Source organism: Streptomyces sp. NPDC104313 (genome assembly GCF_055583985.1).
Genome location: NZ_JBVJMW010000004.1, coordinates 536,276 through 560,490 on the forward strand (window position 1 = coordinate 536,276; position 24,215 = coordinate 560,490).

Here is a 24,215-nt window from a genome sequence, read left to right on the forward strand (position 1 = left end):
GCATGACCGGCCGCCGGAGCACGGCGGCCGGACCACGACGGACGGTGTGGGGGTCGGTGAACAGGCGCGGAGATCAGCGGCAGCTGTAGGTCGGGCCGGTGTCCAGGACCGTTCCGTCGGTGCCGACGAAATTCGAGGTGAAGCTCGTGTCGGTGAAGTCGAGCCGCATCACGCCGAACTTGTCCCAGATGCGCTTCTGGCTGTTCTTCTGCACGGTGTCACCCTGGCCGTACAGGTCCTTGCCACCCATCCCGCCGAGGATCTCGACGATGCCGTTGGGGTCTGCCTTGCCGTCCGGGCTCTGCGGTGCGAAGCGTTCGTAGTGGTGGTCGTGGCCGCTCAGCACCAGTTCGGTGCCAGCTGCCTGCAGCATGGACCAGATCGGCTTGCTCACGGGGTCGTTGCCGTGGCTTCCGGAGCTGAACAGCGGGTGGTGGAAGTACGCGGCGACGCACTTCTTGCTGTTCTTGGCGAGGTCGGCCTTCAGCCAGTCGAGCTGTTCGCGCTCGTCGAACCGGTTGGAGTTGAGGGCGACGAAGTGCCAGTTCCCGTAGTCGTAGCTGTACCACATCTTGCCCTGGGGAGTGGCGCGGTCGCCGAAGTACTGCCGGTAGGCGACCTCGTCCTGGTTGTCCCAGTCGTCGTACGCCTCGTGGTTGCCGGGCACGGGGTGGGTCTTGTCCTTGAACTGGCCCCAGGACTTGTCGTAGTAGTTGCGGAAGTCCTCGATGTGGGCGTCGTCGTACTGGTTGTCGCCCATGGTGATGTAGAAGGCCGGGTTGATCGCCATGGCGCGTGCGGCGGTCTTGAAGTGCTGGCATCCCGGATCGCTCTTGTTGCACCGGTCGGCGATGTCGCCGGCGCCGACCACGGTGAACGCGCCCTTCGGGGGCGGGTCGGTGGGGGTGGTTCCCCCGACGCTGCCGTACACGTCGGCCTCCCACAGGGAGTAGCCGTACGTGGTGCCGCGCGCGGTACCGTACACGCGCAGGTAGCGCCCCTTGCCGGTCAGACCGGTCCAGGTGTCGGTCCCGCCGTTGCCCGCTGTCTCCGCGGCGAGTCGGGTCCAGGTGGTGCCGTCGGCCGAGATCTCCAGCCGGTACTGCTTCGCGTACGCGGCCTCCCATGTCAGCTCGACGCGGGAGACGGACGCCCCTTCGCCGAGGTCGATGCGGAGCCACTGCGGGTCCGATCCCTCGGCACTGGCCCAGCGGCTGGTCGCGACGCCGTCGACGGCCTTGCCGGGCGCCAGGGCGGAGGTCTCGGACGACGAGGCGGTGGTGGGCCTGCCGCGCGATATCAGTGTCTCGGCGCCGGTCGGGTCCGTCGGTTCCGGGCCGGGCCGGGGGTCGGTGCCGATACGGAAGTCCTCGCCGTAGACGGCCCAGGCCAGTGGGGTGTCGAGGTCGAGATTGCCGTTCCTCAGGAACACGCGCTGGGCGGTGTCGACCCGGCTGGTGTCCTCGTGCGCCGCCTCCTTCCCCATCTCCACCACACGGGCGTCGAGGAAGGCGTCGAGGTACTGGGTTTCGTCGCCTCCCTCGGCCGGCGTAGGGGCGTCGTTCCTGGCCTCGGCGCGGATGCTGTCGAAGCCCGACTGTCCGTGCATGACGATGGCGTCGTAGTAGGCGAACTGCCCGAGCACCCGCAGTCCGTCGCTCTTCGCCCGGGATACGGAGGGATCGAAGTAGACGCGGTCACGCTCGTGTTCCTGGGCCGCCCGGAACTCGGGGGTGGCCGCGGCCTTCTCCCACGCGGTCGTGAAGCCGGGGTCCAGGCCCTTGTGCGAGTCGCTTCCGTCGACCGCGCGGAGCGCCGGGAGGTACTCGGCCAGCGGGTTGCCCGGCACCTTGCCCGTGTAGTACTCGACGAGTTCGAGCATGTCGTGCGTACCGGAGCAGAAGCCGATGATGCCGGCCGTGTAGCCGCGTCCGTCGCCGATGTCCTCGATGTAGTCGAACTGCTCGCGCCACTGGAGCGAGGAGTTCTCGGCCGTCGAGACGATCTGCATGGCGATCTCCTTCTTCACCGGATCGTCGAGGCCAGTGGCCACGGCAGCCTGTCCGGTGTTGAGGGCGACCACGGCGGGGATCGCGGTCAGCGCCATGGCCAGGGCGATCCGCACGCCGGTGCGACGTCGGCGGTGCGCGGGGCCGGGTGGTCGTTCCGTACGGGAAACGCGCCGGGAAATGCGGTGGGGCATGCGCATGCGCACGTGGTTCTCCGATCTCTTGCGACATGCCGGACGCCGAACGCACAGGGGCGTCGTGGAGGGGTGTCCGGACACAGCTCGGCTGAGAGGGGGTCAGCTCTATTAGGAAAGTTTCCTTTCCATTGAGTCGCGTCCATTGGAGCGCGCCACTCCCCTTCTTGCAAGGGTCATGACAACAACAATCCGGTTCGGAGTGGCGCTGGTCGGCCGGTTCGCACACGCGCGCGTGCGGGGGGTCTGCTTTCCCGTCGGCAGGCTGCGGGCGCGCCTGCGCCGCCACGGGTGTGGATACGGCAACGCCGAAGTCCTGGACGCTTCACCGCTTGTCGCGCGCGATCCGGGCTGAGACCTATGGGGCTTTCTGTACGTGGGTGGTGTCGGCGTCCAGAGGGGCACCGTCCGTGCCGACCGGTGTGAGGTGCGGCGCGGGGTTGCCGTGCCGGTCGACCAGGACGGAGTGGGCCTCGCCCGGCGCGAAGGCGTGGTGCTCGCCCCATTGGCGCAGCGTGAGGATGACGGGGAACAGGGCGCGGCCGGCGTCGGTGAGGGCGTACTCCTGGCGGCGGCCCGATGGGGCGGTGCGCTGGACGAGGAGCCCGTGGGTGAGGAGCTTGCGGAGGCGGTCGGTGAGGATGTTGCGTGCGATGCCGGTGCGCCGCTGGAACTCGGTGAACGAGGCCGCGCCGTCCATCGCGTCGCGGATGACGAGAAGGCTCCATCTGTCGCCGACGAGGTCGAGGGTGCGGGCGACGGGGCAGTCGGGATCCGACCATTGCGCGCGCGGGGTGTCCGGGCTGTCCGGGCTGCCCGGGGGTGCACCTGACATGACGCCTCCCAATGAGTTGCAGATTGAAACCATCATGCCGTACCGTCAAAACGGTTGCAATCTGCTACTGATTGAATGGGGTCGCGATGAACGCATGGCATCGAGTGCTGCTGGCGGTGATGTGCGGTGTCGCCGTGGCGGGCGTCTACGCCGCGCAGCCGGTTCTGGAGCCGATGGGGCGCGACCTCGGCGTGCCGGCGGAGCTCACCGGCTGGTTCGTGGCCACCGGTCAGTTCGGCTATCTGGCGGGCCTGTTGCTGCTGGTGCCGCTCGGCGATGTGGTCGACAGGCGCCGCCTCATCGCCGTGCACCTGGCGATCACCTCGGTGGGCATGATGCTGACGGCATCGTCGTCGGCCGCGTGGCCGGTGTTTGTGGGGCTCGCGACGGCCGGGGTGTTCGCGGTCGTGGTGCAGATCGCGGTGGCCTACGCGGCGTCGGCCTCCCCTCCCGCCGAACGGGGACGGAACATCGGGGTGGTGACCTCGGGCGTCGTGGTCGGCATTCTGGGCGCACGGGTCGTCACCGGCGCACTCGCCGACATGTGGGGCTGGCGCAGCGTCTACGTCGTGCTCGCGGTGCTCTCCCTCGGGCTCGCGGCCCTGGTCCTGGCCGTACTGCCCCCGGATACGCGTGTGACGTCACCCGTGAAGTACCGCGAGGCCGTCGGCTCGCTCGGCGGGCTGCTGGGGCAGCGCACGTTCCTGACGCGCGGCCTCATCGCGTTCTTCCTGTTCGCATCGTTCGGAACCCTGTGGAGCGGGCTGTCCACGCCGCTGGCGGGCGCACCCTGGCAGTTGAGCGAGACCTGGATCGGGCTGTTCGGCATCGCGGGCCTGGCCGGCGCACTCGGCGCGGCGCGCGCCGGACGGTGGGCGGACGCCGGGCGAGCGACCCCGGTCAGCGGCCTCGCGCTCACCCTCCTGATCCTCTCGTGGGTGGCGATCGCCCAGCTCCCGTGGTCGCTGTGGCTCCTGATCATCGGAATCGTCGCCCTCGACTTCGCGGTCCAGGCCGTACATGTGAGCAACCAGCACGTGCTCACCGCTACGTATCCAGATCGCCTGAGCAGCACCATCGGCGGCTATATGGTCTTCTATTCACTCGGCTCCGCCCTCGGCGCGGCGGCGACCACGGCGATCTTCACGACCTATGGCTGGACGGGCTCCAGCCTCCTCGGATCCGGATTCGCGGCGTGCGCGCTGGTTGTCTGGCTGGTCGTCAAGTCGGGCTCACGGTGCGGCACCGCGGTCCCGGTACGCGATCAACAAGCGCCCGCAAGCAGCTGAACGAGCGCGGGATGCTGGAGCCGGAACAGCGTCTTAGCTTGTTTTCTACGGTCTGATCTCGAGCGATGCCCCGAACGGGATCGCCCGTCCGGAAGTGCGCCGGACGTGGGAACGGCCTTCGCCAGTTCAGGTGCGACCAAGGGCGAACCTGAACTCGACGAGGACCGTGGAGGAAGAGTCTGTTGCGGCACGATGTCCAGCGGGAGCGGTTCGCTGAAGCGTCGTGCTTCCAGGAGGACTACTTCGCGTGTCTGACCACGCGGCATGACGCATTGCACAAGGTTGCGGACGCGCTGCTGTGCGCGGACGGGCCAGTCAGGATCATCCAGGAGCCGAGCTCGCTGGACCGGATCGGTGGTCAGCGGGTCCAAGGGCACCAGCAATTTTCCTGGGCGGAATCGATGTCGCTGAGTCGTACCAGCGCCCCGCCGATGAGGCCAGGCTTGTCCCGTGCGGCGAGGGCCGGGAATTCCAGCATGTCAGCGGCCTCTTCGAGGTAGGTGACGAGGGTGTGGAGTTCTTCGTGCGGGGCATCGTCATACCGGGACCACGGGACCAGGCGGCCGGTCGTTGTGCTCAAGCAGAGGCCTTCGGCTTTCAGCCTGAGGCAGACCAGGTAGTTGTGTGGTTCTCGCGTCACGAGGCTCCTCCCAGGAACCACCTGGCAGGAACGGGCGCAAGGGAAGCGAGCCCGGTACTGCGAGGCGCCGCTCGGGACCGTCCCCGCATGCGCGGGAGTAGCACTCGTTCCGGGTCGATGGGGGCCGACGGTCCAGCCCGACGCCGGCCCGGCGTCGGCCCGATGCGGTGATTCCCGGTCAGCGGCGGCCGGCGGTAAGGACGACGAGGAACTGGCCTCCGCCCGACTCGATCCCGGCGGTCACCGGCAGCCCCGGCACCAGCCGGGAGAATCGGTCCACCAGCCAATCCGCCGCTTCCTCGGCGTCCTGCCTGGTCGGACAGCGGCCCACCATCTCACGGCCCCCCTTGCGCTCCAGGCGGGCGGCGACGGCGATCAACGGCGCGGGTTCGACCACGTACAGGCGGTCCGGCCAGGCGATGGACACCTTGACCGCGCCCTTGCGAGAGTTGCACCCGCGGTGCGCGAGGCGCTCAGCGACCTTGGCCTTCCGATCGGCGGTCCGGCTGTCCACGCTGGGCCCCTGCTGGTCGTTCACCGACTTGTCGGGGTCGACCGGTTCGTCGCACACCCAGCACCGCCAGCTATCGCGCTCGGCCACATCATTGAGAAGGCTCATCCGAGCAAACTAGCCCCTCCGGCCGCTGCCCCGTGCACCAGGGCCACGGCAGAGCTTCCGGAGGCGGACACGGCCGGAGACCGTCGCCACCGTTGGCGGCACCAGCCCGCTTCCGTTGCGATCGGTGAGCCGTACCTGGCTCGCCTCGACACGATCGCTGTGCACGGCGTTCGACCTTTGGGGGCCCTTTCGACGGAGCGTGCGGTGGCTCCCGCTGGGACTGCTCGGCGTCGCGCCGCCGGCGCGCGCGCTCGAACTCGGCGACATCCGAGAACCAAGAGCCGAACTGTTCGAGCGCGGCGCAGCTGCCACGGACGAAGGCGGTCACCAGGCTCCGGTACCCGCCGATCCCGTCGCCCATCTGCTCGTCCTCGATGGTGAACACTTCGTTGTCCGCGGCCGAGCGGTCGCCGACGAACTCCCAGGGCTCCGCGGTGGCGATGACACGGTTGACCTCGGGCGGGATCGCGGGGTCGACGGCACCGGGTATCCGCTTCGGATCCGTCGAGCCATGGAGGTACCGGCCGGCGTCGAGCGGACCGAGTACCGTTCCACGCTCGGCGCGACGGCTGTCCACGCGGTACGCCTGAGCTCGTTTCCGTTGGACGTCTCGCGTCTCCGCGCGCGTTGCCGCGCGTTCCGAACCCGGCCGGGAGGTCCCGCCGCGGTACTGGTAGACGATGGCGTCCACGGTGCGGCGGTGATCGGCCCAAGGTCTGCGACGACCGGTACCGGAGGGCGGCAGAGGACGGACGCGGTTCCAGCGGCGGGGCTCAGCCCGACATGGCGAGGCGTCAGGAACAGTCCGCAGAGGTGCCGCGCACCCGAGTCGGCAGCCCGTCAGGGCTCAGCCGATCTTCTTGATCACCCGGGCGGGCACTCCCGCGACCACGGTGCCGGCAGGAACATCACGAGTCACCACCGCACCGGCGGCGACCACCGCACCGGCACCGATGGTCACCCCCTGCGTGATCACGGCAGCCGTCCCGATCCAGACGTCGTCCTCTATGGTGATCGGGGCGAAGGAGAGGTACTCGCGGCGCTTGGCCAGGGGCAGTGGATGGCCTCCGGTGATGAGGCTGACCTTCGGGGCGATCATGACGCCGTTCCCGACACGGATGCCTCCCTTGTCCATGAAGGTGCATCCCTGGTTGACGAAGACGTTCTCCCCGAACGTCGTGTTCAGCCCGTACTCGGTAAAGAACGGCGGGTAGATCACCACCGACTCCGGCAGCTGGCCACCGAACACAACAGAAAGTAGTTCCGTGCGGCCTTCGCTGTCGCTGAACGGAAGCACGTTCAGCCGAGACGTCGCATCAGTCACCTCCACGATCCGTTCCGCATGACGCGCGAACTCGGGCGTCTGGACATACATGACCTGCTCTGTGCGTGTAGACATGCGCTGATCCCACCACCGCGCACAACACACGATCAAACAACCCTGCCTGCACCAGGTACAACCCACGGTTGTGCAAGCAGGGTGGAGACGTTGAATGCCGAGGCGCTGCGGACGTTCGAGGTCATCTCCGATGCCCGCCAGTTCCAGGCTGTAGCTGACGAGCTGACGAGCTGACGAGCTGGGGGGATCAGCCGGCAGCCGGCCTCCAAGCGGATTTCGGGGAGCTGGGGGAGGCATATCGAGGTCACGCTCCTGGTACGGAGCTCCCGAGGCTCCTGGCTGAGCCTTGACGCGCAGGTTCTCCTGCCGCACGCCAAGAAGGTCCTGGCGGCCATCGTGCAGGCCGTGCGGCCCGTGCGCCTCCCGTGCCGTCGCTTGCGCGTCGATGTTCTGAATCGGAGCATCTTCCCGGCCCAGGCCGTCCATCGGCTTCCTCTCCCAACCCGAGACGGACCTGGACGCGGTCATGCTGAGGAAGAAGAAGGCCGCCCGGGCCGCTGTTCCGCAGTGGAGACCAGAACCCTCTGACCGCGCTACGCGACCATCCACGCACCGCAGGCCCGGGAACCGCTTACCACATGTGGGCGCCGGACCGGGGGAGACCGCTGACCGGACGACCGAATCAACAGACACGCCCTGGTCCCGCCGGCCCACGGAGGCCGGACCTACCGATAGCCGATGAGACCGTCCGCCAGCTCCTCCTCGTCACCGTCGCGCTGTGCGTAGAGGGCCTGTTGGAGGGCGAAGGTGCCGCGGATCGCGGTGATCCGCCCGACCGTCGAACCGTCGTCCCAGCCACCGAGCGCCAGCACTCGGTTCAGCAGATCCTCCCCGTAGCTGGCTGCGACGGCTGCCAGGTCCTCGGCGGGGTCACCCAAGGTGACCTCGTCCCAGTCGATGACACCGGTCATGCGTGGCACACCGTCCGAGATCTCCCACAGGACGTTCTCACCCCCGAGGTCGCCGTGGACCACTGCGGAAGTGAGCGGGGGAAGGCCGTCGAGCGCGGCGAGTTCGCGCTCGGCACGCTCCCGGCCGCCGTCGGACATCAGCGGGTACAGTTCGGCGCGCACTCCCGCCGCGAACTCCTGCCACTGGCCCTCGGGGGCCGCCGGAAGCGAGGCGCGCACCTTCTCGTCCCTGCCCGCGGCGATGAGCCCGGAGAGGAGTTCGGCGTACTGCTCGGCTGCCGCCTCGGCGACCCCGGGATGCTTGATCTCGTTGTCTTCCAAGGGCGCCCCGGGAATCCGGCTCAGCACCAGGTAGGGCGGCTCGTCCGTGCCCCGGCCGCCGACCTGGGCGAGCGGGCGCGGGGTGCGGAAGCCGAGGTCGAGCCGGGCGAGGGCGCGCAGGACGGCTGCCCGCGCGGGCAGCCGCGCCGCGGCGGCCTCGGTGCGGGCGAAGCACACCACGCGCTCCGATCCGACGACCACGTAATGGAACTGCCCTTGGTGGGTGACGAGTTCGTGCTGATTGTCATCGGGCAGTAGGCGGATCACAAGGTCGCGGTGCGTCTCCATGAATTCCACGGTGGGTGAACTCTCCACTTCTCAGGCTTTCGGAAGCTCTCGATGGATGTGTGCTGACGTGCTGAATCGGCTGAAGCAGGTATGACGATGGATCCGGTCGAATACGAGATGCTGCGGCACAGGTGGTTCCCGATCGCCCCGATCGCCGGCCTCAAGAACGGCGCTACGAGTGGGAACATTCTCGGTGAGGAACTCGTGGTGTACCGCGAACGTTCCGTCACTGTGGTCGGCAGGGGGCTTCGATCCGGGCCCGATGTTCTCCGTGTGGGCATGAGACTGTCTGGTTGTGTCGGACGCGGTGGGTGGGTTGCAGACGGCCTTGGACGGGGCTTTGTCCCCTTCGTGGTCGCAGCGTGCTCGTGCCGGGCGTGACCTTGCTCCGTTCGCGGATGTTCCTGCGGCTGCGGATGCGTTGGTGGGTCTGCTGCTGGACGTCGCGGACACGGCTGTGATCCGGCAGACGGCAGAAGCCCTGGCCTGGACGGGGACGCCGGCCGGAGTAAGACTCATCGCTCTCGCGGTTGCCGGGGCCGACGACAGTCAGTGCGACTGGATACAGGCCGGGGTGCTCGACGCGCTCGCGGGACCGGAGAGTGCGCCGGACGTCGCGGCAGTGTGCGGGCAGCTCGCCCGGGACCTGGATGTAGTTGTCCGCCGGGGCGCCGTAGAGATCTTTGAGTGGACAGAGGGTACGACGCGTTGATGCGGATCGTACGGTTGCTGAGGCCTTGTCGTGATGAGCCGAACCGCCCGTGGGATGGCTCGGACGGCGGTCTTCCGGGCGACGCGGGGGTTCGGGGGAGGTTCTGTCGCGGAGCATCGCGAACAGGACGCTGATGCCTGGGCGTGCGAGGTAGAAGAGGGCTTGGGCGTGGGTTCGCCGTGGGGCGGGTTTCCGGACGACTTCTTGTCGGGGCCAGACCGGCGCAGGAGGCGAGGTGGGCGACGGTGGGGAAGTCGGTGCCGTCGCCGACGTTGCTCAGCGGGACTGCGGGCGGCGGTCCTGACGCCGACGCCGGGCATGGAAGTCAGGACCTGGGAAGGAGGGTGAGCATCCAGCAGGGTGTTGATCTGGGTTTCCAGGGCCCGGCGCTGGGTGTGGACAAGGCTGAGCGAGGCGGCCGGCGAAGGAACGACGATGTCGAGGGTGCCGGTGCCGGGGACGACGATGGTCTGTTCGTCGAGTGCGTCGCAGCCCGGCAGCCCGGCCGAGTCGGTTGTGCAGGACTGCCGACGCACGGAATGGCTGGTAAAGGCTCAACTCCGCGGTGCCGGTCAACTCGACGCCGCGTCGAGGAGTCCCCCTTGCCGACGCAGTCGACCGAGGGAGCGGAAGATGTCAGTGAACACGTTACGCACAGCGCTGGTCGCGGCGGTGGCGGTACTCGCCACCGCCGCGCTGGTGGCACCCGCCGCAGCGAACCCCACTGCGGCCGAAGGAGTCGGCGGCCGGCACGGAGGTACCCAGCGTGCGCTCGAACAGGCAGTGCGGGACGGGGTTCCCGGCGCTGTGGCTCAGTCCCGGGGCCGGGCCGGAAGCTGGAGCGGCACCGCGGGTGTCGGTGAACTGGACACGGGGAAGAAGCGAAAGGCCCAGGACCGGTACCGGGTCGGCTCCATCACCAAGACGTTCGTTGCCACGGTCCTGCTCCAACTGGAGGCCGAGGGACGGGTCGACCTCGATGACGCGGTGGAGCAGTGGCTTCCTGGCACCGTCCAGGGCAACGGCCATGACGGCCGGCACATCAACCTGCGCCAGCTCCTCAACCACACCAGCGGCATCTACAGCTACACCGCCGACCCGGGCTTCCAGGCGATGATCTTCGGTGAGGGCTTTCTCCAGCATCGTTACGACACCTGGACCCCCGAGCAACTGGTCGGCCTCGCGGTACGGCACAAGCCCTACTTCGCCCCCGGCACCGGCTGGCAGTACTCCAACACCAACTACACCCTCGCCGGAATGGTCATCGAGAAGGTGACCGGCCGGGGTTACGAGGCCGAGATCGAACGCCGAATCCTGCGGCCGCTCCAGCTCCGAGCCACCTCTGTGCCCAGGACCGACCCCCGGGTCCCGGCACCTGCGAGCCGCGCGTACTCCCCGCTCTCCATGGATCCGGCGGCGAAGATTCGCGATGTTACCGAGCTGAACCCGTCACTGGCGGGCGCGGCGGGCGGCATGATATCCGACTCCAAGGACCTCCAGAAGTTCTTCCGCGCCCTGCTGAGGGGCGGCCTGCTCCCGCCCGACCAGCAGAACGCCATGACCACGACCGTGCCGATCGACCCCCAACAGCCGGAGTACCGCTACGGCCTCGGCCTGCAGTCCTCCCGACTCAGCTGCGGCAAGGAGGTCTGGGGCCACGGCGGAGGCATACACGGCTCTGTGTCCGAGGCGTTCGTCACCCGGGACGCGAGTCATTCGCTGGCGTTGAACTTCAACGGGGACTGGGCGGGGGACAGCGGCGCGGTGATCGAGGCGGAGTTCTGCGGATAGCCGCGAGGTTCTTCGGCATCGAAGGGTGGGGCTCGCAGCTCGGCGGGCCTGATCTCCAGCGGAGTTGCGCGCAGGGGCTGGAGTCAGCGTCATGGGCTCCAGCCCGTGCCTCCGGGCCGGTGGTCGGTCGGGGTCGCGGTCGGGCGCCGCCCCATAGGAAGGTGCTGCCGGCCGTCGATCTCGTCGGCGCCAGGTCCGCGATGGGCGTGGGCCACGGCCCGGCCCACGGCCGCGGACAGGCGAATCCCGCCGGCCGGTGGCCCGGTCGGCGGGATTCGTCGACGGCCGCGCTACTCCGGGCGCTGCCTGCGGAGAACGGTCAGGCCGTAGCAGGCGACGAGGAAGGCGGTGAAGGCGAGACCGATGCCCGCCGCCTGGCGCATGTCGGGGATCTCCACCGCGGTGGCGGCGACGGCGAGCACCCCGATCACGGCCATGACCGCCAGCTTCCCGCCCGCGGGCACGCTGAACCCGGTGAACTCCTCGGGGTGAGCCGTCCGGTGGCGCCGGAAGGCGATGTACGAGGCGAGGATCAGCAGCCACACCAGCAGGACGGCGAAGAGCGCGATCGACATCATGATGCCGAAGAGACCGCTGACGTCGTAGAAGGCCAGCAGCGCGGCGGCCGCGATGCCGAGGCTCGAAGCGGCCAGGGCCGCCGCCGGAACACCGCGTCGGCTGAGTCTGGCCATCGGCGCCGGGGCCAGACCGTCGCCGCCGAGCGAGTGCAGCAGCCGGGAGGCCCCGTACAGATGGGCGTTGGCGGCGGAGATGGCGGCGATGAGCACGACCACGTTGGTGACGGTCGCCACGGCGGGCACGCCGACCTCCGAGAAGACCCGCACGAAGGGACTCGTCTCGATGCTCCCGTCGCTGTCGGCCATCCGGCGCCACGGGATCAGCGCGAGGACCAGAGTGATGGAGAGGAGGTAGAAGAAACTCAGTCGCCAGGCCAGTTGACGCATCGCGGTGCGGATGGTGCGCTGCGGGTCGACCGCCTCCGCGGACGCGATGGCGACGACCTCGAAACCGGCGTACGCGAACATCACCACGGACATGGCCAGCCAGATCGAGCTCGCTCCGTGCGGGACGAAGCCGCCGTCGCCGGTGAGGTGGGCGAAGCCGGCGGCCTTGGTGTCGGGCAGCCCGAAGAAGACCAGCAGAGCGGCGCACAGGATGAACGCGCACAGTGCCACCACCTTGATGGTGGAGAGCCAGAACTCGGTGGTGCCGAAGGACTTCACGCTGATGATGTTGACCGCGAGGACCACTGAGGCGACGGCCAGGATCGCCACCGCCATCGGCACGCCGGGCCACCACCAGCGGATGTAGAGCGCGGAGGCGACGACCTCCGTCCCGATGACGACGACCGCGCTGAACCAGTAGAGCCACCGGCTGAGGAAGCCGGCCCACGCGCCGAGGTAGCGGTGCGCGATGGTGCCGAACGAACCCTGGACCGGGTGGGCGGCGGACATCTCGCCCAGCAGGACGGCGATGACACCGACCAGTACCGCCCCGATCGCGTACGAGACGATCACGGCGGGTCCGGCAGCGGATATCGCGGAGCCGGAGCCGAGGAAGAGGCCGGTGCCGAGCGCGGAGCCCAGCCCGATCATGGTCGTCTGCCGGTGGGTGAGGGAACGGACCAGTGCTTCACCGGCGGGTGCCGGTCTGGCCCCTTCGGCGTCGGACGGGGCTGGGGCGGGCGGTGCGGAGTCGCTGGGTGCGGCCATGGCGGTGGTGCCCTTCTGGAGGGAGGGTGGCGGAGAGGGCGGTGGGGGAGTCGGAGAGTTCGACGCCTCAGAACTCGCTGGTGCGGAACGGCTTCGCCGGTGCGTCCCGGTCGGGGCTGCCCAGGACCTTCGGCGAGGACAGTGCGTAGATGCCGTGGTTGGTCAGTGCCCAGGCGATGTTGCGGTCCCACTCCACGTAGACGCCGTGGGTCTGGTTGCCGTACGCGTAGTCGGCGGTCCCCGTCCCGTAGGCCTTCGGGACGAAGTAGGCGGAGACCTCCGGCGAGGCGGGGTCGGAGACGTCGAAGAACTGGACGCCCGCGTTGTAGAAGCCGTAGCTCAGAACCCCGGAACTGTGCCGTCCCGGGTTGGTGTAGTAGCCGGTGCGCTTGGGGCCGAAGCTGCCGCGGCGCTGGCAGTAGTCGGTGATTCCGGAGGACTTCGGGGGGATCGGCCGGGGCAGGACGCCGACGACACGGGGCTTCTTCGGGTTCCGCGCGTCGATCTGGTAGACGTCCTTGTACGGCTCGTAGCAGTCCTCGGTGAGCGGGTAGCCGGAGTAGTAGACCATTCCGGTCTTCTCGTACTGGGAGACGTCGATGTTGTCGCCCTCGGTGCCAGCGACGGAGGCCGGCAGGTCCAGGTGGCTCACGGTCCTCAGGTCCGACGGGTCGGAGACGTCCAGCACCGTCAGGCCGTAGCCGCCCATGGCGGCGAAGGCGTAACGCCCTCCCTTCTCCACGGGCCTGGGGAGGAAGAGAGGCATCCGGGCGCCCATCCAACTGGTCCGGTTCCCGCAACGCGGGTTGTTCCGGTACGCGGCGTCCTCGCCGGTCCGCTGGCCCGGCAGGTGCCAGGTGTCGAGAAGCTTCGGGCGGGCCGGGTCGGACATGTCCCACGACTGGTAGCCGGCCGAGTGCAGATTGGTCGGGTACTCGGTGCCGGAGTAGGTGTCGTCCGGCGCGGTGGCGATGAACATGTACTTCTCGCCGGTCCAGTACGGCACGTCGATCGATCCGGATCCCTGCTGCGCCTGGGCCGGGTCGCTGTTCAGGGGGTCGGGCCGGGTGGCGTCGGTGGAGACCGTCGTCAGCAGCTTCCAGTCCTTCTTGCGCGGGCCGTCCAGGCGGTAGACCTTGAAGCCCTTGAGCCCCGGCTTGGCGCGCAGCTTCCGTACGCCCTCCGGGTTGTTGAACTTGTCCAGCGGCGGGTGGTCGGAGAGCTCCGAGATCTGGCGCCTGCTCTCGAAGCTCTGGACCATGACGTACGCCTTGAGCTTCTTGTTCCACTGGATGGTGGAGGCTCCCCAGTAGTCGTGCGCCGCCCAGTCCCCGTTCGCCCGGGTCTCGTCGCCGCCCACGTTCGCGCGGCTCAGCTTCTCGACCACCTTGACCTTCTTGATATCGGTGATGTCGTAGACGCGGCCGTCGGAGCGGCTGTACTGGAAGAGGTAGCGGCGGCCGTCGAAGTCGACGATGTTCTGCCAGGTGTGAAAGTAGTCGGGAGTGAAGTCCGGTCCCTCGTAGGCGGCTTCGACCTTCATGTTCTTGATGTACGAGCGGGTGTCGTACTCCTCGTTGCGCCCCGGGAAGGGGTGCTCGTTCTGCTCGTCCACCGGGGTGAGGCCGGGGTGGCGGAAACCGCCGTCCAGTTGCATGCCGTACGAGCCGGGGTCGGCCGGTCCGGGCCGCCGGTCGGCACACACGTCGAGGATGTTCGGATCGGTGGCGGGGGTGACGACCGCGGGATCCGCGCCGGACACGCCGGGGGTGAGGAGGGTGGCGGTGGTGGCGGCGGCGACCACCGCGGCCAGGGCTGCGTTTCTGCGGAGGGAACGCATCTGACGGTCCTTTCGGAGCGGGAAGGGAGCGGGGACGTATGCGTGGTGGCCCCTGGGGTGGGCGCGGGGCGGGACGGGACGGCGATCAGGTGACGGTGGGGCGCCGGCGGAGCCCGGAGGCCCGGTGTTCGCCTCCGGCCACGACGGCGCGCAGTTCCCGCACGGCCTGCAGGACGTCGGCGTGCGTGACGTACAGGGCGTTGAATCCGAAGCGGAGCAGGTCGGGGGCGCGCATGTCACCGATCACGCCGCGGGCGGTGAGGGCCGCCACCAGGGGGTACGCCTCCGCATGCCGCAGGGAGACCTGGCTGCCCCGGCGCGCCGGGTCCCGAGGGGTGGCCATGCTGAAGCCCAGACCGTCGAGGAGCTCGTCGGCGCACTCCTGGAAGAACCCGGTCAGGGAGAGGCTCTTGTCGCGTACGGCCGTCATCTCCACCCCGTCGAAGGCGGTGAGCGCGGCCTCCAGGGCGAGCAGGGAGAGCAACGGCGGGGTGCTGATCCGGGCCCGGGCCATGTCGTCCGCCGGCGTGTAGGTGCCGGCCATGGCGAACGGCTCCGCATGCCCGTGCCAGCCGGTGAGGGGATGGTCGAAGTCCGGCTGGTGGCGTCGGGCGACATAGGCGAACGCCGGTGCCCCCGGGCCTCCGGAGAGGTACTTGTAGCCGCAGCCGACCGCGAAGTCCGCTGCTGTGGCGTCCAGTTCGACGGGCAGGCTTCCCGCCGCGTGGCACAGATCCCAGTGTGCCAGGGCTCCGGCGGAGTGCGCGGCGTCGGTGAGCGCGGCCATGTCGTGCAGCTCTCCGGTGCGGTAGTCAACCGGGGCGTAGGCGGCGACGGCGACGTTCCCGGTCTCGGCGGCCAGCACCGCGGCAGCCTCCCGGGCCGGCACCCGGCGGACGTCGAGCCCGAGGAGCCGGCCCACCGAGTCGGCGATGTACTGATCGGTGGGGAAGTGGTCGGGGTCGGTGAGCAGCAGCCGCCGTCCTGGGCGCAGACGGACGGCCGCGACCAGGGTGTTGAACAACTGGACGCTGGTGGAGTCCCCGACGACCGTCTGGCCGGGGGCCGCGCCGATCAGCCGGCCCACGGCGTCGCCCGTCCGGATCGGCGCCTCCCACCAGCCGTTGCCGTTCCAGGACCGGATCAGGTCGGTGCCCCACTGGCGGTGCACGGCGTCCTCGATGGCTGCCGGAACGGCGGCGGGAAGGGCCCCCAGGGAGTTTCCGTCGAGGTACACGACCCCCTCGGGGAGCAGGAAACGGGCGCGGATGTGGGCGAGGGGGTCGGCGGCGTCCAGCGCGGTGGCCCGTTCGGTCAGCATGGGGAGTCTCCGTCGTGGTGTGCGGTGGTGGGCCGGGCTGCGAGGGCGGGCCGGGGGTCGGGAGCCGGCCCTGCGTCGCGGTCCCGGGCGAGATCGAGTGCGATGTCGGTGAGCAGGTCTTCCTGCCCGCCGACCAGCCGCCGCCGACCTGCCTCGACCAACAGGTCGCGGGTGTCGAGGCCGTGGCGGGTGGCCGTGTTCTCCGCGTGCCGCAGGAAGCTGGAGTACACCCCGGCGTACCCGAGTGTCAGCGTCTCGCGGTCGACCCTCACGGGCCGGTCCTGCGTCGGCCGTACGAGCTCTTCGGCTGCGTCCATCAGCGGGAACAGCGCGCAACCGTGCTCCCAGCCCAGGAGGTCGAACACCGCCACCACCGGCTCCAGCGGCGCGTTGCCCGCGCCCGCTCCCTGACCGGCGAGAGAGGCGTCGACGCGGTGCGCCCCGGCCTCGACCGCCACGACGCTGTTGGCCACGCCCAGGCCGAGATTGTGGTGGGCGTGGATGCCGACCTCGGTTGCCGGGTCGAGGGCGTCGCGGTAGGCGTGGACCCGGTCGCGTACGCCGTCCATGGTCAGCCGGCCACCGGAGTCGGTGACGTAGACGCAGTGCGCGCCGTACGACTCCATGAGACGGGCCTGTGCGGCCAGTTCGGCGGGCGGGGACAGGTGGGACATCATCAGGAAGCCCGACACGTCCATGCCGAGCTCACGGGCCAGGCCGATGTGCTGGGCGGAGATGTCCGCCTCGGTGCAGTGCGTCGCGACGCGGACCGAGGTGACGCCGAGGGAATGGGCGCGGCGCAGATCGTCGGCGGTGCCGATGCCGGGCAGCAGCAGGGTGGTGAGCCTGGCCCGGTCGAGTACCTCGGCCGCCGCCTCCAGCCATTCCCAGTCGGTGTGGGCGCCGGGTCCGTAGGTGACGGAGGAGCCGGACAGTCCGTCGCCGTGGGCGACCTCGACGGCGTCGACGCCCGCCGCCTCCAGGGCCCCGGCGATCGCCCGGACCTGGTCGAGGGTGTAGCGGTGCGACACGGCGTGCATGCCGTCGCGCAGGGTGACGTCCTGGACGTAGACCTTGGTCATCGGCCCCGGCTCCGTTCGGCAAGGCGCTCGGCTGTGCGGAGCGCTGCGGAGGTCATGATGTCGAGATTTCCGGCGTAGGCGGGGAGGTGGTGGGCGGCGCCCTCGACCTCCAGGTAGACGGAGACGAGGAGCCGTCCGCCGCCGGCGAGCCCGGTGAGGGGGTCGTCGGCCGCCAGGGCACGGAACTGCGGTTCCTGCTTGAGCCGGTAGCCGGGCACGTAAGCGGCGACGGACGCGACCATCGCGTGCACGGATGACGCCACCCGCTCGGTGTCGCACGCGTCGACCACGCAGTGCACGGTGTCGCGCATCAGCAGGGGCGGCTCCGCCGGGTTGAGCACGATGATCGCCTTGCCACGCGCCGCGCCGCCCACCCGTTCGAGGGCGCGGGACGTGGTCTCGGTGAACTCGTCGATGTTGGCCCGGGTGCCCGGGCCGGCCGACCGCGAGGCGATCGAGGCGACGATCTCCGCGTAGTGGACCGGCGCCACCGCCGAGACGGCCGCGACGATCGGGACAGTGGCCTGGCCGCCACAGGTGACCATATTGACGTTGCGGGCGTCGAGGTGCTCGTCGAGGTTGACGGACGGCACGACGTAGGGACCCAGGGCCGCCGGGGTCAGATCGACGATCATCTTGCCGTACGGCGCGAGCGCGGCCGCGTTGGCCCGGTGCGCGGCGGCGGAGGTGGCGTCGAAGACCAGGTCGATCTCGTCGAATTCGTCGAGCGCCAGCAGGCCGGCCACGCCGTCCGCGCTGGTGTGTACCCCGAGCCTGCGGGCCCGTGCGAGCCCTGCCGACTCAGGGTCGATGCCGATCATCGCGGCGGCGGTGACCTGACCCGACCCCCTGATGATCTTGATGAGGAGGTCGGTGCCGATGTTGCCCGACCCGATCACGGCCGCCTTCATCGGACGGTCTCCTTTCGCAGGGGAGTCAGCCCGAAGAAGCGGAGGGCGTTGCCGCCGAGCACGGCCGCCCGCTCCCGCGGAGAGAGCGCGCTTTCCCGTACCAGCCGGCCGATCTCCTCCTCGCCGAGCGGGAAGGGGTGGTCGGAGCCGAGCAGGACGCGCTCGGCTCCCATCACGTCCACGAGGAGACGCAGTGCTCCGGGGTCGAAGACCGCCGAGTCGACGGAGAAGCGGTCGGTGTAGTGCGAGGGCGGGTGCGGGCTGTCGGCGCGCACGAGGTCGCGGCGGTGCCAGGCGTTGTCGGCCCGGCCCAGGAGGTACGGGAAGCTGCCGCCGCCGTGCGCGAACATCAGGCGCAGCGAGGCCGGGAGACGTTCGAAGGCGCCGGACAGGATCAGCGACAGGATGGTCAGATGGGTCTCGCCGGCCATGCCCGCCAGCCAGGCCAGCATGTACCGGGAGAACCGGGGCCCCGAGGGCAGGTCCCAGGGGTGGACCAGGACGGCCGCGTCCTGTTCGGCGCAGTGGGTGAGGAACTCGGTGAGCGCCCCGTGGTCGAGGTCGCGGTCGCCGAGGTGGTTGCCGATGTGCACGCCGTGGAAGCCCTGCCGCATCGCCTCGCTGAGCGTCTCGCAGGCCGCCTCGGTGTCCTGCAACGGCACCTGGCACAGCGGGGACAGCCGGTCCGGGGCGTGTGCGGCGTACTGCGAAAGATGCGAGTTGACCGCCCGGCACCAGTCGACGGCGCGCGCGGTTTCGAGACCGTAGCCGAAGAGCATCGGGGTGCTGGACAGCACCTGCACGTCCACGCCGAGCCGGTCCAGGTCCGCGACGCGTTCGGCCGGGTCCCACAGGGTGCGGCGCACCGGCCGGTACTCGGTGGAGCCGGCCATCATCATTCCGGTGTCCGGACCGTCCGTGGTACGCAGCCAGGGGCCGTCGTCGGAGCCGGTGAGCAGCCGGGACTCGGCACGGCCGATCTCCGGGAAGACGTGGGCGTGCACGTCGACGACGCTCACGCGGCGGCCTCCCCGTCGCGGCGGGTGCGCGGACGCAGCTCTTCGGGCCAGTCCCGGCCCGGGTGCACCGCTCCGCAGTGCGGGCAGGTGCGGGCGGCCTCGTCCGCGTAGAACGCGCCGAACACCGGCGGCAGGTCGTCGACGATGGAGGTGAGCTGCACCTCGCTGCGGTGCACCAAGTGGTGGCACTCCACGCAGTACCACTCGAAGGCGTCGCGGTGCCCCTGCGGCCGGGCGAACTCGACGACGAGTCCGATGCTGTCCTCCTCCGGTCGCTGCGGGGAGTGCCGCAGGTGTGCCGGGGCGAGGAACACGTCTCCCTCACGGATGTGGATATCGCGCGGAGGCCGGCCCTCCTGTTCCATGACGCGGAGCACCATGTCGCCCTTGAGCTGATAGAAGAACTCCTCTATCGGGTCGTCGTGGAAGTCGGTGCGCCGGTTGGGGCCACCCACGACGGTCACCATCAGGTCGGCGTCCTGCCAGATCTGGACGTTGCCGACCGGTGGCTTGAGTAGGTGGCGGTGCTCCTCGATCCAGGCGTGGAGGTTGAACGGGCTCAGGGTCATCGGTGCTGTTCCTTGCGCTGTGGGAGGTGGGCGACGGCGCTGATCTCAATCAGCAGGTGGGGATGGGGGAGCTGATGGACGGCGACGGTGGTGCGGGTCGGTCCTTCCTCGTCGAAGTACTCGGCGTAGACCTCGTTGTATCCGCGGAAGTCGTTCATGCTGACCAGATAGGCGGTGACCGACACCAGGTCGTCGAGACCGCTGCCCGCGGCGGCCAGCAGGTTCGCGATGTTGTCGAGCACGGCCCGGGTCTGGGCGCGGACATCGAGGTCGGTCACGCCCATCGGGTCGGTACTCGCACCGGCGAAGGTGCCGTCGGGTCGGCGGGAGCTGGTGCCGGAGACGAAGACCAGGTCGCCGGCGCGTCGGAGGTGCGGGAATCGGCCGCGGGGCGGGGCGGCGCCCGGGACGATCACGCGTCCTCCCCGGTGGCGGTCCGGGCGTTGCCGGCCGGCCCCGTGGCGAAGCCGACGGTGCCCAGGCCCGCGACCGTCGCCCGTACGTAGGTGCCAGGCGGCAGGGGTACCGCGGCGGTCGCCGCCCCGGCGAGGAGCACGGTGCCGGGCTCCAGCGGGCCGGCGAGCCGGGCCGCGGCGGCGAGGGCGCGCAGTGGGTGCCCGAGGATCGCCGCGGTGGAACCGGTCTGGGCCGGACGGCCGTCGAGCTCCAGCAGGACACCGAGGTTGGCCAGCTCGCCGGGGGCTCGCCAGGACCCCACGGCGTAGGCCGCGGCGGAGGTGTTGTCGGCGATCACCTCGGGAAGGGAGAACCGGAAGCCGTCGTACCGGGAGTCGATGACCTCCAGTGCGGGGGCCACCGCGGCGACCGCCGACGCAGGGTCCGCACCGGGTCGCAGGGTGTCGCCCAGGAGAAAGGCCACCTCCGGTTCGACCCGGGGATGGATCAGCCCCGAGAGGTCGTAGCGTCCCCCGTCGGGGATCTCCATCCGGTCCGTCAGCCGCCCGTGGATCAGATCGCTCACGCCCATCTGCCGCATCTTCGAGAGGCTGGTGAAGCCCAGTTTGACGCCGGTGAGCCGTTCGCCGCGGGCCAGCCGCCGCCTGATCAGGGCCTGCTGTACGGCGTACGCCTCGGCGGTGTCCTCCAGACCGCTGCCGCCCCCCGGCAGCGGGCGTGCCTCCCGCGCCGCGGTGTCGAGGGTCTTGGCCAGGGCCGCGATGTTCATCGGTTCGTCCTTTCACGGTGGGCGCGCCCGAAAGCGGCGCGCACCGAGCCGAGTCCATCGATCCGGGCCTCGAACACATCACCGGGCTCGACGGCCGTCATGGGTCCGAGGGCGCCGGTGAGCACGGTGTCCCCGGCCCGCAGCGGCCGGCCGAGCCGTACGAGCGTGTCGGCCAGCCAGAGGGCGGCGTGCAGCGGGTTTCCCAGGCAGGCCACGCCCGCACCGGTGGAGACGGGCTCACCCCGGCGCTCCAACACCATGCCGGCTGTCCTCAGGTCCAGTTCCCGCAGTCTCACGGGCCGGGTGCCCAGGACGTACGCGCCGCTGGAGGCGTTGTCGGCGACGGTGTCCACGGCCGCGATGTCCCAGTCGCGGATCCGGCTGCCGACCACTTCGATCGCGGGCAGCGCGAACGCCGTCGCACGGATCACGTCGGCCACCGTGTGCCGCTCGTGGCGGAGGTCGTGTTCGAGGACCAGGGCGACCTCGGCCTCGGCCCTGGCCTGGAGCACCGAACCCCAGGGGATCTCGGCCCCGTCCTCCACGGCGGTGTCGTCGAACAGAGCACCGAAGTCCGGTGTTGTGACGCCCAGTTGTTCCTGCACGGCCGAAGAGGTCAGACCGATCTTCCAGCCGGTGACGCGGCGGCCCTCGGCGAGGCGGCGGTCGGTCAGGACGGACTGGACGGCGTAGGCGGCGTCGAGGTCCCCGGAGGGGAGCAGGTCGCGGACCGGGGCGCACGGGATCCCGGTGCGATGTGCCTCTTCGAGGCGCTCGGCGGCCCTGGTCACCGGGTCAGGTGCCGGACCCGCCGTGTTCGGGGTCGTCTTCACAGCTTCACACACACATTCATCGGTTCGGAGAAGAAGTCGAGGGAGTGGTCGCCGCCCTCACGGCCGACGCCGGATGCCTTCACACCGCCGAAGGGCGTACGGAGATCGCGCAGGTTCCAGGTGTTGACCCAGGCGACGCCGACATCGAGGGCCGGGGCGACACGGTGGGCGCGGCTCACGTCGCCGGTCCATACCGTGGCGGCGAGCCCGTACGGGCCGGCGTTGGCGAGGGCCAGCGCCTCCTCCTCGGTGTCGAACGGCGCCAGGTGCACGACCGGGCCGAAGATCTCGTCGCGTACCGCCGGGTGGTCCTCCGGCAGACCGGCCAGCACGGTGGGCTCCACCCAGAATCCGCCGTCCCGCTCGTCCCCGAAGCGCGGCACCCCGCCGCCCGCCAGGACGTCGCCGTCGTCGGCGGCTCTCTCCAGGTGGCCGAGGACCTTGTCCCGGTGGGCGGCGGAGATCATCGGGCCGTAACCGGCCAGCTTCTTCGCACCGGCGGCCAGCGCCGCCGCGAACCGGTCGAAAACCGGACGCTGCACGTACACCCGCTCGGTGCACAGGCAGACCTGCCCGCTGTGGGTGAAGGAGGACCGGAGGGTGCCCGCGACGGCCTCCTCCAGATCGGCGTCGGCGAAGACGAGTCCGGCGTTCTTGCCGCCCAGTTCGAAGGAGACCGGCGCCAGCCGGGACGCCACCGCTCGCATGATCGTCGACCCGGTGCGCGACTCGCCCGTGAAGGCGACGGCGTCCACCCCGGGATGCTCGGTGAGCCACTGGCCCGCAGCGTCGGCGCCCGTGCCGTGCACGAGGTTGAAGACGCCCGGCGGTACTTCCGCCCCGGCCATCACCTCGGCCAGCAGACAGGCCGTCGCGGGGGTGAGTTCGGACGGCTTGGCCACCACCGTGTTGCCCGTCGCGAGGGCCGGTGCGACCTTCCAGGTGAGAAGGAGCAGCGGCAGGTTCCAGGGCGAGATCACCGCGACGACGCCCAGCGGCTTGCGTACGGTGTAATTCAGCGCGCCGCGCCCGTCGGGGGTGACGGTGTGCCAGGACCGCTCGCTCCGACCCGCCAACAGGTTTGCGTAGGAACGGAAGTTGGCGACGGCTCGCGTGACATCGACCGTGGAGGCCAGCTCACGTGACTTGCCCGTGTCGGCGCACTCGGCGGCGACGAACTCCTCGAAGCGCCACTCGATCCCGTCGGCGATCCGGTGGAGCATGCGTGAGCGCTCCGCCGGGCTCCACGCGGACCACGGCCCGTGCAGCGCCTCCCGGGCCGAGCACACGGCCCGGTCGATCGTCTCCCTCGATGCTCGGGGCACCTCACCCACGACGCGCCCGGTGGTCGGGTCGACGCGCGGGAACGGCACGCCGGAAGCGTCGAATTCACCTCCTACGTAATGCCGCACGGGTGCGATCACCTTGCAGACCTCCGTTGATGGGCCGGGGATGTCCGAAAATCGCCCCCAGCGCGTGCCGGTATAATGCACCCATCCAGCTATGCCGATCCAATGCCGATCGACGCGAGAGGTATAGCGACCCTGGTATGTCGCGCTGTACGCCACCCCGGTCGCCCCGCCTCCCCCGAAGGAGCCCGCCGTGATGGACCTCCTGGACGGACGGCTGAAGTTCCGGCATCTGACCCTGCTCATCGCGGTGCACGAGCACGGGAGCGTCGTCCGGGCGGCCGAATCGCTGCACCTCACCCAGCCCGCCGCGACCCGGACCCTGCGCGAACTGGAGGCCATCGCCGACCTGCCGCTCTTCGTCCGCGTACCGCGGGGCATGCGGCCCACGGTCTACGGCGAGGCACTGGCGGAACACGCCCGCGCGGTGGTCGCCGAGGTGCGGCGGGCCGGGGAACACCTCACCGGCCTGCGGCAGGGCCAGGACGGCACGGTGACCGTGGGTACGCTGCTGGCCGGCGCCAATGTGCTCCTGCCCCGGGCGGTCGCCGCCCTCAAGCGGGAACGGCCCCGGCTCACGGTGGTCGTACGGGAGGGCACCCCGGACGTCCTCCACCCCGCACTGCTCGCGGGTGAACTGGACGTGATCGTCGGCAGGGTGGGACCAGCCCCCGCCGAAGGGGACGGGCTGCGCCAGCGGATGCTGTACCGGGAGCCCATCCGGCTCGCCGTCCGCACCGGCCACCCGCTCCTCCACGCGGCGGAGCTCGCGCTCACGGACACCCTCACGTTCCCCTGGATCCTGCCGGTCGAACAGACCGCCCTGCGTCAGGAACTGGGCGCACTCTTCGTGGGCAGGGGCCTCGCGTTGCCCGTGGACCGTGTCGAATGCACGTCCATCCTCACCATGCGGGCGCTGCTCCTGCAGACGGACATGGTGGCGCTCCTGCCCGAACTGGTGCTGCGCGAGGACGAGCACCTCGCCGCACTGCCGGTCGAACTCCCCTCGGTAGGACGCACGGTGGGCGCCACCGAGGCGACCTACCGCACGCGCACGCCCGCTCTGGAGGCGCTGCTCCGCCACCTCGACCGGGAGGCGGTCCTGCTGCGCGAGACACTCGGCGGAGCCGCGGTGGTCCGCTGAGGGCGGCCGGTCTCCACCCGTGTTCGTCCACCGCGAGAACGGGCCGCTTCCCGGCCGGGCTGACGCGTCACCACGGGCGACGGGTTCGCCGCGACGCCGGTTCGCGCCTCCCGTCGACGGGGAGGCCGAGCCTGTGCCCCCGCAGTGTCCGGTCGCAGCC

At 70.2% G+C, this 24,215-nt stretch carries 21 protein-coding genes and 3 pseudogenes; 4 read left to right on the forward strand and 20 right to left on the reverse strand.

The features are described from left to right. Nucleotides 1-73: 73 nt before the first annotated feature. From ACZ60Q_RS12690 to ACZ60Q_RS12700, 3 genes and pseudogenes are all read right to left on the reverse strand, one after another. Nucleotides 74-1,360, reverse strand: a complete 1,287-nt coding sequence (locus ACZ60Q_RS12690; RefSeq protein WP_469632757.1) for a discoidin domain-containing protein — start codon at nt 1,358-1,360, stop codon at nt 74-76. After that, a pseudogene (locus ACZ60Q_RS12695) lies at nt 1,355-2,209 on the reverse strand (chitosanase); the annotation flags it as partial. The pseudogene ACZ60Q_RS12695 and the gene ACZ60Q_RS12690, both read right to left, overlap by 6 nt. A 352-nt stretch (nt 2,210-2,561) precedes the next feature. Next, nucleotides 2,562-3,038 (reverse strand): winged helix-turn-helix transcriptional regulator, encoded by a 477-nt coding sequence (locus tag ACZ60Q_RS12700; protein ID WP_469632341.1) that lies wholly within the window; start codon nt 3,036-3,038, stop codon nt 2,562-2,564. 86 nt (nt 3,039-3,124) lie between these two features. Between ACZ60Q_RS12700 and ACZ60Q_RS12705 the strand changes: the two genes are divergently transcribed. After that, nucleotides 3,125-4,327 carry an MFS transporter gene (locus ACZ60Q_RS12705; RefSeq protein ID WP_469632343.1) on the forward strand — a complete coding sequence of 401 codons (1,203 nt, stop codon included), beginning with the start codon at nt 3,125-3,127 and terminating at the stop codon, nt 4,325-4,327. Between the two features lie 358 nt (nt 4,328-4,685). Here the strand turns inward: ACZ60Q_RS12705 and ACZ60Q_RS12710 are convergent, their stop codons facing one another. The 5 genes and pseudogenes from ACZ60Q_RS12710 to vph all read right to left on the reverse strand — a co-directional run bounded on the left by ACZ60Q_RS12710 (nt 4,686) and on the right by vph (nt 8,532). Further along, nucleotides 4,686-4,967 carry a hypothetical protein gene (locus ACZ60Q_RS12710; protein ID WP_469632346.1) on the reverse strand — a complete coding sequence of 94 codons (282 nt, stop codon included), beginning with the start codon at nt 4,965-4,967 and terminating at the stop codon, nt 4,686-4,688. Nucleotides 4,968-5,145: 178 nt separating this feature from the next. Continuing rightward, on the reverse strand, nt 5,146-5,586 hold the full coding sequence (locus ACZ60Q_RS12715; protein WP_469632349.1) for a hypothetical protein: 441 nt from the start codon (nt 5,584-5,586) through the stop codon (nt 5,146-5,148). Nucleotides 5,587-5,812: 226 nt separating this feature from the next. After that, nucleotides 5,813-6,232: pseudogene (locus ACZ60Q_RS12720) on the reverse strand (DUF6357 family protein); the annotation flags it as partial. Nucleotides 6,233-6,433: 201 nt separating this feature from the next. Beyond that, the gene (locus ACZ60Q_RS12725; RefSeq protein ID WP_469632759.1) at nt 6,434-6,961 is read right to left on the reverse strand and encodes a DapH/DapD/GlmU-related protein; all 528 of its coding nucleotides are present in this window, start codon (nt 6,959-6,961) and stop codon (nt 6,434-6,436) included. A gap of 689 nt (nt 6,962-7,650) precedes the next feature. Then, complete coding sequence (gene vph, locus ACZ60Q_RS12730; protein ID WP_469632352.1) at nt 7,651-8,532, reverse strand: viomycin phosphotransferase; 882 nt, start codon at nt 8,530-8,532, stop codon at nt 7,651-7,653. A 397-nt stretch (nt 8,533-8,929) separates the two neighbouring features. Between vph and ACZ60Q_RS12735 the strand changes: the two genes are divergently transcribed. Next, nucleotides 8,930-9,217, forward strand: a complete 288-nt coding sequence (locus ACZ60Q_RS12735) for a hypothetical protein (protein ID WP_469632762.1) — start codon at nt 8,930-8,932, stop codon at nt 9,215-9,217. 69 nt (nt 9,218-9,286) lie between these two features. Here the strand turns inward: ACZ60Q_RS12735 and ACZ60Q_RS12740 are convergent. Next, nucleotides 9,287-9,705 (reverse strand): annotated as a pseudogene (locus ACZ60Q_RS12740) (transposase); the annotation flags it as partial. Nucleotides 9,706-9,850: 145 nt separating this feature from the next. Here ACZ60Q_RS12740 and ACZ60Q_RS12745 point away from each other — a divergent pair. Further along, nucleotides 9,851-11,008, forward strand: coding sequence for a serine hydrolase domain-containing protein (locus ACZ60Q_RS12745; protein WP_469632355.1), 1,158 nt, complete (start codon nt 9,851-9,853; stop codon nt 11,006-11,008). A 290-nt stretch (nt 11,009-11,298) separates the two neighbouring features. On the opposite strand, the gene ACZ60Q_RS12750 is transcribed toward ACZ60Q_RS12745, so the two are convergent. The 11 genes from ACZ60Q_RS12750 to ACZ60Q_RS12800 form a co-directional block, all read right to left on the reverse strand. After that, nucleotides 11,299-12,741, reverse strand: coding sequence for an amino acid permease (locus ACZ60Q_RS12750; RefSeq protein ID WP_469632357.1), 1,443 nt, complete (start codon nt 12,739-12,741; stop codon nt 11,299-11,301). Between the two features lie 67 nt (nt 12,742-12,808). Next, entirely contained in the window at nt 12,809-14,581 is a 1,773-nt protein-coding gene (locus tag ACZ60Q_RS12755; protein WP_469632360.1) for an LVIVD repeat-containing protein, read from the reverse strand. Between the two features lie 85 nt (nt 14,582-14,666). Further along, nucleotides 14,667-15,902 (reverse strand): kynureninase, encoded by a 1,236-nt coding sequence (gene kynU / locus ACZ60Q_RS12760; protein ID WP_469632363.1) that lies wholly within the window; start codon nt 15,900-15,902, stop codon nt 14,667-14,669. After that, nucleotides 15,896-16,984 (reverse strand): 4-hydroxy-2-oxovalerate aldolase, encoded by a 1,089-nt coding sequence (dmpG, locus tag ACZ60Q_RS12765; RefSeq protein WP_469632366.1) that lies wholly within the window; start codon nt 16,982-16,984, stop codon nt 15,896-15,898. The genes kynU and dmpG overlap by 7 nt, the downstream gene beginning before the upstream one ends. After that, nucleotides 16,981-17,895: an acetaldehyde dehydrogenase (acetylating) gene (locus ACZ60Q_RS12770; protein WP_469632369.1), complete on the reverse strand. Its 915-nt coding sequence runs from the start codon at nt 17,893-17,895 to the stop codon at nt 16,981-16,983. The genes dmpG and ACZ60Q_RS12770 overlap by 4 nt, the downstream gene beginning before the upstream one ends. Continuing rightward, nucleotides 17,892-18,914: an amidohydrolase family protein gene (locus ACZ60Q_RS12775; protein WP_469632372.1), complete on the reverse strand. Its 1,023-nt coding sequence runs from the start codon at nt 18,912-18,914 to the stop codon at nt 17,892-17,894. Before ACZ60Q_RS12775 ends, ACZ60Q_RS12770 begins: the two co-directional genes overlap by 4 nt. Then, on the reverse strand, nt 18,911-19,483 hold the full coding sequence (locus ACZ60Q_RS12780; RefSeq protein ID WP_469632374.1) for a 3-hydroxyanthranilate 3,4-dioxygenase: 573 nt from the start codon (nt 19,481-19,483) through the stop codon (nt 18,911-18,913). The genes ACZ60Q_RS12775 and ACZ60Q_RS12780 overlap by 4 nt, the downstream gene beginning before the upstream one ends. Then, nucleotides 19,480-19,899, reverse strand: coding sequence for a RidA family protein (locus ACZ60Q_RS12785; RefSeq protein ID WP_469632376.1), 420 nt, complete (start codon nt 19,897-19,899; stop codon nt 19,480-19,482). The genes ACZ60Q_RS12780 and ACZ60Q_RS12785 overlap by 4 nt, the downstream gene beginning before the upstream one ends. Further along, a complete protein-coding gene (locus ACZ60Q_RS12790) occupies nt 19,896-20,669 on the reverse strand; it encodes a 2-keto-4-pentenoate hydratase (RefSeq protein ID WP_469632378.1) in 774 nt (257 codons plus the stop codon). The genes ACZ60Q_RS12785 and ACZ60Q_RS12790 overlap by 4 nt, the downstream gene beginning before the upstream one ends. Further along, a complete protein-coding gene (locus ACZ60Q_RS12795) occupies nt 20,666-21,502 on the reverse strand; it encodes a 2-keto-4-pentenoate hydratase (protein ID WP_469632381.1) in 837 nt (278 codons plus the stop codon). The genes ACZ60Q_RS12790 and ACZ60Q_RS12795 overlap by 4 nt, the downstream gene beginning before the upstream one ends. After that, nucleotides 21,499-22,914 carry a 2-hydroxymuconic semialdehyde dehydrogenase gene (locus ACZ60Q_RS12800; RefSeq protein ID WP_469632383.1) on the reverse strand — a complete coding sequence of 472 codons (1,416 nt, stop codon included), beginning with the start codon at nt 22,912-22,914 and terminating at the stop codon, nt 21,499-21,501. The genes ACZ60Q_RS12795 and ACZ60Q_RS12800 overlap by 4 nt, the downstream gene beginning before the upstream one ends. Before the next feature lie 193 nt (nt 22,915-23,107). Here ACZ60Q_RS12800 and ACZ60Q_RS12805 point away from each other — a divergent pair, with 193 nt between their 5' ends. After that, nucleotides 23,108-24,055, forward strand: coding sequence for a LysR substrate-binding domain-containing protein (locus ACZ60Q_RS12805; RefSeq protein WP_469632386.1), 948 nt, complete (start codon nt 23,108-23,110; stop codon nt 24,053-24,055). The last annotated feature ends 160 nt before the right edge of the window (nt 24,056-24,215 follow it).